This is a genomic window from Pseudomonas juntendi (assembly GCF_009932375.1).
Lineage (GTDB): Bacteria > Pseudomonadota > Gammaproteobacteria > Pseudomonadales > Pseudomonadaceae > Aquipseudomonas > Aquipseudomonas juntendi.
On record NZ_BLJG01000430.1, the window covers coordinates 1 to 501 of the forward strand.

Sequence of the window (501 nt, forward strand, 5' to 3'; positions counted from 1 at the left end):
GCAACTCAGCCGCTTTCCGCCGGCACGCCTGGCCATCGCCTGTGACCCGCGCCGCTCGCCCGACCGCGGCAGCCTGGCGCTGCTCGCCGACCTGGCACGCAATGCTGGCGCCACAAGGGTCTGGCTGCTGCAGGCAGCACCCGGCCAGGCGCTGGACGCTCGGCGCCTGGGCGACTGGCATGAAGCCCTCGAGCGGCTGGGCCTGCCCTATGCCGACACCTCACCGCTGACCTGGCTGGAGCATGGCCATGACTGAGCCGCTGAAATTGGCCGTGGTCGGCCACACCAACGTTGGCAAGACCTCGCTGCTGCGCACCCTGACCCGCGACGTGGGCTTCGGCGAGGTGTCCCACCGCCCCAGCACCACTCGCCATGTCGAAGGCGCGCGGCTGTCGGTGGACGGCGAACCGTTACTGGAGCTTTACGACACGCCAGGGCTGGAGGACGCCATCGCTTTGCTCGACTACCTGGAGCGGCTGGAGCGCCCGGGCGAGCGCCTGG

2 protein-coding genes are annotated in these 501 nt (G+C 70.7%); both read left to right on the plus strand.

Annotated features, from left to right (window positions below):
• The coding region (locus tag GYA94_RS26530; RefSeq protein WP_161893439.1) for a DUF2868 domain-containing protein at nt 1–256 on the plus strand (256 nt) is incomplete at its 5' end.
• On the plus strand, nt 249–501 hold a 253-nt coding region (locus GYA94_RS26535), incomplete at its 3' end, for a GTPase domain-containing protein (RefSeq protein ID WP_161893440.1). The genes GYA94_RS26530 and GYA94_RS26535, both read left to right, overlap by 8 nt.